The sequence below is a fragment of the Microcystis sp. M_OC_Ca_00000000_C217Col genome (assembly GCF_007095585.1).
GTDB lineage: Bacteria > Cyanobacteriota > Cyanobacteriia > Cyanobacteriales > Microcystaceae > Microcystis > Microcystis panniformis.
On the sequence record NZ_SFBV01000064.1, the window covers coordinates 1 to 7,781 of the forward strand.

At 45.5% G+C, this 7,781-nt stretch carries 8 protein-coding genes, 1 other RNA gene and 1 pseudogene; 7 read left to right on the plus strand and 3 right to left on the minus strand.

Features of this window, described 5'->3' with window-relative positions:
- The first annotated feature begins 220 nt into the window (after nt 1-220).
- Both EWV66_RS03750 and EWV66_RS03755 read left to right on the plus strand, forming a co-directional pair.
- Nucleotides 221-421, plus strand: coding sequence for a hypothetical protein (locus EWV66_RS03750; protein WP_002790520.1), 201 nt, complete (start codon nt 221-223; stop codon nt 419-421).
- Nucleotides 422-480: 59 nt separating this feature from the next.
- The gene (locus EWV66_RS03755; protein ID WP_052277608.1) at nt 481-807 is read left to right on the plus strand and encodes a hypothetical protein; all 327 of its coding nucleotides are present in this window, start codon (nt 481-483) and stop codon (nt 805-807) included.
- Nucleotides 808-1,077: 270 nt separating this feature from the next.
- On the opposite strand, the gene EWV66_RS03760 is transcribed toward EWV66_RS03755, so the two are convergent.
- Nucleotides 1,078-1,413, minus strand: coding sequence for a XisI protein (locus tag EWV66_RS03760; RefSeq protein WP_002790072.1), 336 nt, complete (start codon nt 1,411-1,413; stop codon nt 1,078-1,080).
- Nucleotides 1,401-2,306: an element excision factor XisH family protein gene (locus EWV66_RS23985; protein ID WP_334311333.1), complete on the minus strand. Its 906-nt coding sequence runs from the start codon at nt 2,304-2,306 to the stop codon at nt 1,401-1,403. Before EWV66_RS23985 ends, EWV66_RS03760 begins: the two co-directional genes overlap by 13 nt.
- Nucleotides 2,307-2,478: 172 nt before the next feature.
- Between EWV66_RS23985 and EWV66_RS03770 the strand changes: the two genes are divergently transcribed.
- The 5 genes from EWV66_RS03770 to ssrS all read left to right on the plus strand — a co-directional run bounded on the left by EWV66_RS03770 (nt 2,479) and on the right by ssrS (nt 7,475).
- Complete coding sequence (locus tag EWV66_RS03770; RefSeq protein ID WP_002790069.1) at nt 2,479-3,711, plus strand: sedoheptulose 7-phosphate cyclase; 1,233 nt, start codon at nt 2,479-2,481, stop codon at nt 3,709-3,711.
- Nucleotides 3,708-4,511 (plus strand): O-methyltransferase, encoded by an 804-nt coding sequence (locus EWV66_RS03775; RefSeq protein WP_002794105.1) that lies wholly within the window; start codon nt 3,708-3,710, stop codon nt 4,509-4,511. Before EWV66_RS03770 ends, EWV66_RS03775 begins: the two co-directional genes overlap by 4 nt.
- Nucleotides 4,512-4,536: 25 nt before the next feature.
- Nucleotides 4,537-5,946 carry an ATP-grasp domain-containing protein gene (locus EWV66_RS03780; RefSeq protein WP_002794104.1) on the plus strand — a complete coding sequence of 470 codons (1,410 nt, stop codon included), beginning with the start codon at nt 4,537-4,539 and terminating at the stop codon, nt 5,944-5,946.
- Between the two features lie 3 nt (nt 5,947-5,949).
- Nucleotides 5,950-7,041 (plus strand): D-alanine--D-alanine ligase family protein, encoded by a 1,092-nt coding sequence (locus EWV66_RS03785; RefSeq protein WP_287108849.1) that lies wholly within the window; start codon nt 5,950-5,952, stop codon nt 7,039-7,041.
- Between the two features lie 246 nt (nt 7,042-7,287).
- A non-coding RNA gene (ssrS, locus tag EWV66_RS03790) (6S RNA) lies at nt 7,288-7,475 on the plus strand.
- Nucleotides 7,476-7,668: 193 nt separating this feature from the next.
- On the opposite strand, the pseudogene EWV66_RS03795 reads toward ssrS, so the two are convergent.
- Nucleotides 7,669-7,781, minus strand: a pseudogene (locus EWV66_RS03795) (IS630 family transposase); the annotation flags it as partial.

Here is a 7,781-nt window from a genome sequence, read left to right on the forward strand (position 1 = left end):
AACCCCGTGTAGTTGAGGAGCGGAATGACGAGAAATTGTCACGTTCCGTTTTGTAGAGCAGTAGGAGAGGCGACTCTCTTACTGACTTTAATCATTCTCAAAAAGGGACTAAGTACGGTGGGACACACCGAAACTAATACGCTTGGGGAGAGATTCCCTCTGGTTTGGCTGGATACGTCCTGCCAGATTAAGGAAACTCTATGAACCAAGAATCCTTCGCATGAGCGCGATGGGAGTGTCAACGGACAGAGTTGGTTATGTTTTTGTGGAGATTAATGCTGAGATGTCTGAGGGTAAGGTGTTAGGTTTTTTGGAGAAAATCAATAAAACTAAGTTAAGTTTTTTGACATTGCTTTCTCTGGATGATTTGCCAGCATATCTGGAGAAAATCAGTCCTCCACAATTAAGGTCTCAAATTTAATTAGGGCTGAGTTCGATTGTCAAAGTTTTGAAGTAATCAAATCAAGGAGAAAATTCATCATGAATCGTCAAAATGCAATGATCATCGTATCTAAAATGGTTGTCGTAACTGCTACGATATCTCTAGGTTTCATAACTTTAGAAAGTCAGGTTGCCAATGCGGTTCCTATTATCTTGGGACCGACTCCCTACTTAAGCTTTAATGATAGCCCCTTTAAGAGTGTAAATTTTAACTATTTCTATCTTGAAAACTTTGAAGATGGTCTTCTAAATACTCCGGGTGTAACAGCCTCTAGTGCCAGTGGATTACCCGTTTTAATTGGTAATCCTGATTTTATGGAAGATTTGATGGAACCACGGGTGACGATCGTTTCTTCGGAGTTATAAATCCAGAAGGAATTTCAAAGATATCCATTTATTTCCCAAACTTTAATAAGTGTAGGTATCAGTATAGATCATTTGCAGTATGGATCTATCGCTTCTCAGCCTCCAAAGAGTGTTCCTGAGGCTTCTAATGTCTTTGGTCTAGGATTACTCGGACTAGGTTTAGCCGCAATAAAAGTAAAAGGTATCCTATCAAAAAAAGCAAAATCACCCACAGATAACCCCCAAGAACCAGACAACTAACTGGGATTAATTGCAGTAGGATAAACTAATTTATCCTACTGCATAATCGGTCAATTGACGAAGTATAGGAGGATGAAAGCCAATGACAATATCTTTTTTAGGAACACCTAGTTTAACTAAATCTTCAGCAATATCTTGTTCTGTCATATTCCATTGAATCCAAATTTTATCAGACTTGAGGTCAATATGAATAAGACAATAATGTACATACTTTTCGCCTTCCCACCCAAAAGTAACGACCTGATAATGTTCTTTTTGTTCATCAAAAATAGCTTGAATCTCTAAATCATTACCAGTGGGTTTATATTGAGTATATTCTGAGAGAATATTTTTGACTAATTGACGATATTTTGCTAATTTATCCATCTTAAAATTACCTCCTGACTTGGCGAAAAAATAATTAATTTTAAATGGTTTTCTCTCATCATCAATTGGGTAAAATCTAAAGAGAAAAAAGTGTCGTAAGTAAAACTAGGAATAGCTAAAAACAAGACTCTATCTGGATCTTTTCTCTTTAAAACCGCCCGATAATTAATAAATTGTCCTAGAGCAGTATGAAATTCTGAGATCGCTGAAGACCCCTCTAAAAAACTTTTAATTTCTACGGCAATCTTTTGATGATCTTTAGTCGCAGCAATCAGCTTTTCTGCGCCTAAATCAACAGCCATATTCACCCCTCCAAAACTTATCGTATAAGGGTCATGAGTAATTAACCAATTATCTTTGATCAAAGCATTTTTGGCTGCTTGATAAACTAAATCTTTAGCCAATTTTACCTTTCTCCTGATTTGATAGGTTATCTTTCCCTGTTTTGAGGTGCGGCTTGAGCAATAAGGACAACTAATTTTCTCTGAACTATAGTACTGAGTAGCATCTAGGGCGACGAGTAAGTTGCCATCCAACGCCTCAAACCCCCTCAAATAGCCTTGGTCTTTCAGCCCTTGATCAATCCATCTGAACAGGGGAAAAAGATGCTTTGCGGCTATTCCATCGAGGATGTTCCGCGTCTGCTCTACTGTCGGGATATTGACCAAACCAAACAGACTTTGAGCATTATCTCGTCCACAATAACTATTAAGTTGACGCTGATCTTCTAGAAATGATTCATTCTGGCGAAAAAAGGCGGCGAATGCCCCTAATATTGCGTCTTTCAGACTGTAGCGGGTAGCATTGCTGGCACTTCGAGGCTCAGTTATCCCAGGGATAACTAGCTGGAAATAGCTCAGCATCCCCATAAAACCCAGTTGTTTGACTTCCATTCCCCCGAAACCCACTGTTCAAACCCTTCACTCCATTTTGAAAGGCAAGAGTAAGACTGGTTCTGTATTCTGTGCTACCGTTTGAATTGGGAATTGCTGGGTTTTGGCAGAAGATGTTGAATAAATTCTGAGATTCTGTTACCTTTGTAACAGAATCTCAGAATGAAACCTTATGGCAGGCATCAAGGCTACTTTTACGTCCACAGATTGTGCCTTTCATATTCAAGGCTACGAAAAGATTGATTTCAGTTTGCTCTATGTAAACGGTGCTTTCAAAATTGGGAATCCCGAAATTGCCGAAAGTTATGCACCATTCAGACGCTGCTTGATGGTGATTGATCAAACTGTTTACGGTTTGTATCGCCAGCAGATCGATCAGTACTTCGCTCACTATCAAATCGATTTGACTGTTTTTCAAGTCAGTATCAAAGAGCCTGAAAAGACTCTGAGAACTTTCGAGAAGATTGTCGATGCGTTTGCCGACTTTGGACTGGTGCGTAAGGAGCCTGTTTTGGTTGTGGGTGGCGGACTCACGACCGATGTTGCTGGGTTCGCTTGTTCTGCCTATCGTCGCAAAACCAACTACATTCGCGTGCCCACAAGCTTGATTGGCTTGATTGATGCTAGCGTGGCGATTAAGGTTGCTGTCAATCACGGCAAACTAAAGAATCGTCTTGGTGCGTATCATGCCTCTCAAAAGGTGATTCTTGATTTCTCATTTTTGGGAACTTTGCCGATCGATCAAATTCGCAACGGAATGGCAGAGTTAATCAAGATTGCAGTTGTGGGCAATCAAGAAATCTTTGAGCTGCTAGAAGAACATGGTGCGGCATTGCTGCACAGCCGTTTTGGCTATCTGAATGGCACCCCTGAGTTGCAAGCTGTAGGGCACCGTCTGACTTACAAGGCAATTCAAGCCATGTTAGAGCTAGAGGTGCCCAACCTGCATGAGCTAGATTTGGATCGAGTGATTGCTTACGGTCATACCTGGAGTCCGACGCTAGAATTAACGCCAGAACCCCCGATGTTGCACGGTCATAGCGTCAACATTGATATGGCATTTACGGCGACAATCGCCCAGTTGCGCGGCTATATTTCGGTTGAAGACCGCAATCGCATTTTAGGCTTAATGAGCCGATTGGGGCTGGCGATCGATAGCCCCTATCTCACCCCAGAACTCCTGTGGAAAGCGACCGAAGCAATTACGCGGACTCGCGATGGTTTGCAGCGAGCAGCGGCTCCCCGCCCGATTGGGCAATGCGTGTTTATGAACGACCTAACGCGATCTGAGTTGGACAAGGCCTTAGCGGTTCACCGAGCGATCGCTCAAAACTATCCTCGTCAGGGCAATGGTGAGGATATGTACGTGCGCCTCGAGCCAGCCTTAGAGGGAGCAGGCGTATGAGACCCGTTACGCCCGTTGGAATTATCTCAGCGAAGTTAGCAGCCTTGGTCGGTCGCGCCGAGTCGATCGATGGGCTTGATCCGGTTTTCAAAGCTGAATTGCAGCAAGTCTGTGCCCTAGCTTGCGGACTCGACCCGTATTTGGATGTTTGTACGACACCCGAATCGCCTGCCTTGGCTGCCTTGGTGCAACGGACTCAAGCGGAGGACTGGAGCAAGCGATTTACGGATGGTGAAACAGTGCGCCAGCTAGAGCAGGAAATGCTATCGGGGCATGTGGAAGGTCAAATGCTCAAATTTCTGGTGCATTTGACGCAAGCGCAACGGGTGCTAGAGATTGGCATGTTTACGGGCTATTCGGCTCTAGCGATGGCAGAGGCATTGCCCAGCGATGGACAGGTCGTGGCTTGTGAAGTTGATGCTTATGTGGCTGAATTTGCGCGGCAGTGTTTTAACGAGTCGACGGCCGGACACAAAATCGTAGTCAAGGTGGCGCCTGCTCTTGAAACCCTGAAGCAGCTTGCAGAGGCAGGAGAGGTGTTCGATCTAGTCTTTATTGATGCCGATAAAGCAGGTTACATCGACTACCTCAATCTGCTCTTGACTACCTCGCTGTTAGCTCCAAACGGGTTAATCTGTGCGGACAATACTTTGATGCAGGGGCAGCCCTATCTCTCGGAAACGCCTACGCCCAATGGCAAGGCGATCGCACAGTTCAACCAAACCCTGAGCCACGATCCACGAGTTGAGCAAGTCCTGCTACCTCTGCGAGACGGCTTGACCTTGATTCGGCGTATGTAGTCCATTAATCCGCCCACTTAAACCTATGATAAAAACCGCTCCCGTTAAGCTTCTCTCTGAGCCAGCGGTCAGTGCGGGCAGCATCGGGGTGAGATCGCGCTTAAAAACCCTTGCCACTCTTACTTTGCTGCTGCTGGCATTGCCGTTCAACGTTACCCTCGTGTCGATTGCTTTGCTGAGATCGCTAGTTCTTCGCCCGGCGCGATCTCGCGTAGCGAGCGCTTTGCGTTCAACCACGGTAAATCCGCAAACGGTTCTCATTAGCGGCGGCAAGATGACTAAAGCCTTGCAGCTTGCGCGATCATTTCACAAAGCAGGGCACCGAGTCATCCTAGTGGAGATGCACAAGTACTGGTTAACCGGACACCGCTTTTCTCGGTGCGTTGATCGGTTCTACACCATACCCAAACCGCAATCGTCCCAGTATGCTCAGGCATTACTGGAGATTGTGCAAAAAGAAAACGTTACTGTTTACGTTCCCGTTTGTAGCCCCGTTGCCAGTTATTATGATGCGCTCATTGCCGAAATGCTTGCGCCCCATTGCACCGTCATGCATGTGGATGTGGAGAGGCTCAAGCAACTGGATGATAAGTACGCCTTTGCGATCGCCGCAGGAACCCTAGGGTTAAGCGTGCCAAAATCCCATCGCATCACCCATCCTCAGCAGGTGATTGACTTTGATTTTAGTAAGGCAAAGCGTCCCTATATCCTCAAAAGCATTCCTTACGATTCAGTGCGGCGATTGGATCTGACGCAGTTGCCCCGTCCGACCGCTGAGGAAACGGCGACTTTTGTGCGATCGCTGCCCATTTCTGAAGCAAATCCCTGGATTATGCAGGAGTATATTCCAGGGCAAGAATATTGTACCCATAGTACTGTTCGTCAAGGACACGTGCAGCTTCACTGCTGCTGCAAGTCTTCAGCGTTTCAGGTCAACTACGAACACGTTGATCATTCTGAGATTGAACGGTGGATTCTCGCCTTTGTCAAGGGGCTGAACCTTACGGGACAAGTGTCTTTCGACTTCATTCAGGCAGCAGATGATGGACAGGTTTATGCGATCGAATGCAATCCGCGCACACACTCTGCCATCACGATGTTCTACAACCATCCTGATGTAGCACAGGCTTATCTAAATCTACATCCACTCCCCCAGATGGCTCAGCCACTTGCCTCTAGCCGCCCAACCTATTGGACTTATCACGAAGTTTGGAGATTGCTAACCCAGCTACTTTCTCCAAAGATGCTCAGGCAACGATTACAGATTCTCGTCAACGGCAAAGATGCCATCTTTGAGTGGGACGATCCCCTCCCTTTTTTAATGGTGCATCATTGGCAGATTCCGCTATTACTGCTGGGAAGTTTTCGGCGCGGCAGTGAATGGATTCGGATTGACTTCAACATTGGCAAGCTTGTTGAACTGGGAGGAGACTAGAGCATGGAAAAATTGCAGATTTTGCATCTAGTTGGCTCTGCTGTGAGCGATTTTTACTGTGAGTTGTCGCGACTCTATGCCCAAGATTGTCTACAAAATACGGCGAATCCAGACCTCTATGAGTTCCACATTGCCTACGTGTCGCCAGATTTGAGGTGGCGGTTTCCCAAATCTTTAGACAATGCCGAGATCGCCCAGACTCCCTCAGTTTCAGTCCCTGAAGCGGTCGCGGTTTTAATTCAACGACCGATCGATGTGATGGTACCCCAAATGTTCTGCCTGCCCGGAATGACTCAGTACCGTGCGCTATTCGATCTGCTCAAAATTCCCTATGTGGGAAATTCGGCTGAGCTAATGGCGTTAGCCGCAGATAAGGCAAAGACGAAAGCGGTTGTCTCCGCAGCCGGGGTGACCGTGCCCGCTGGCAAGGTTCTGCATCGAGGCGATTGCTTATCTGTATCCCGTCCGTCGATTATTAAGCCGAACCATTCCGATAATTCATTGGGTTTGAGTTTAGTTACAACAGACACCGATGGAGATGCTGCTTTAGCAACTGCCTTTGAGTATGCAGATGAAGTCTTAGTTGAGGAGTTTATCGAACTGGGTCGAGAAGTTCGCTGTGGGGTGATTGTGCAAGCGGGCGAGTTAGTTTGCTTGCCGCTAGAAGAGTACGCCGTGAATCCCGAAACTCATCCGATTCGGACTTATGCAGATAAACTCAAGCAAAATGAAGATGGTAGTTTGGATTGTGCTGCTAAGGAGAAAACCAAGGCGTGGATTGTTGATCCTAGGGATCCAGTGACTCAGCGAGTTTGGGCGCTCGCAAAACAATGTCACGTTGCTTTGGGCTGTCGGCATTACAGTTTGTTTGATTTTCGGATCGATCCACACGGACAGCCGTGGTTTTTAGAAGCAGGTTTGTATTGTTCGTTTGCTCAGAAAAGCGTCATTCCAATGATGGCTCAGGCTGCTGGAATTTCATTGACAGACCTGTTTCAAAATATGGTGCAGATGGCAGTGGCGGGAGAGGCTGCCTCTTTGGGCGATCGCCCCATGATCGCGCAGATTGACACAAAAGCCGAAACTTATTCTTAGCAGGACATTCGGGTTGCCCAAATAGCCATGAAATTTTCAAAGCATTGCCAAGCAAGCGTTTCAAACTTCTTTTAGCTGAACTTCCCCCATACGGATCTACTGGGAATTGCTGGGTTTTGGCAGGCTTTTTGGCTGTGATCGGTAAAAAGTAAACTGAAAACTCAAATCTGATCACTGATAACTGATCACTGATCACTGAATCTCCCCTCTTGCCTCTGAGAAAAAAAAATGCTATGATGAAAACAAATCGGGCTTCTACGTTGGTGACTGCCTTTCAAGTTTTTTGATCTATGCTTGATTGTGATAAGGGAGCAAATAACCAATTCGTGTGGTAGTAAACCGAGCTTGTACTCGGAAACAGAAACGCGTAATATAAGTTCCCACCTGGTTAACCCAGGTCATAAACTTAGGTAAAACGGCGTAGCGGTCTTTTCAAGTTTTTCGAGCATATATAGGTCAAATTCTGGGCATAAGCACTGTAAGCTGTACTGAATTTAAACTCCGTATTGGAAATTTTAGTACAAATGCTCAAACTGCCTCTCCCTGCTCCCCTGCAATCTTAACGAGTAATTTAGATAGTCAACAGCTTAAGTAGGGAGGCAAATTATTTGTAGGATGGGTTATACTTTAGACGTTCATAATCTGAGATTTATTAAACTTCTGAAATCGTAGAGTCAGCAAGGAATCCAGTTCTTTTTTATGTTTCAAATGGGCATCATTCAAACATTCATAAATGGCTG

Coding starts and splice junctions, on each gene's coding strand:
- EWV66_RS03755 (WP_052277608.1), top strand. CDS start 481: ATGAATCGTCAAAATGCAATGATCATCGTATCTAAAATGGTTGTCGTA.
- EWV66_RS03750 (WP_002790520.1), top strand. CDS start 221: ATGAGCGCGATGGGAGTGTCAACGGACAGAGTTGGTTATGTTTTTGTG.
- EWV66_RS03780 (WP_002794104.1), top strand. CDS start 4,537: ATGATAAAAACCGCTCCCGTTAAGCTTCTCTCTGAGCCAGCGGTCAGT.
- EWV66_RS23985 (WP_334311333.1), bottom strand. CDS start 2,306: ATGGAAGTCAAACAACTGGGTTTTATGGGGATGCTGAGCTATTTCCAG.
- EWV66_RS03775 (WP_002794105.1), top strand. CDS start 3,708: ATGAGACCCGTTACGCCCGTTGGAATTATCTCAGCGAAGTTAGCAGCC.
- EWV66_RS03760 (WP_002790072.1), bottom strand. CDS start 1,413: ATGGATAAATTAGCAAAATATCGTCAATTAGTCAAAAATATTCTCTCA.
- EWV66_RS03770 (WP_002790069.1), top strand. CDS start 2,479: ATGGCAGGCATCAAGGCTACTTTTACGTCCACAGATTGTGCCTTTCAT.
- EWV66_RS03785 (WP_287108849.1), top strand. CDS start 5,950: ATGGAAAAATTGCAGATTTTGCATCTAGTTGGCTCTGCTGTGAGCGAT.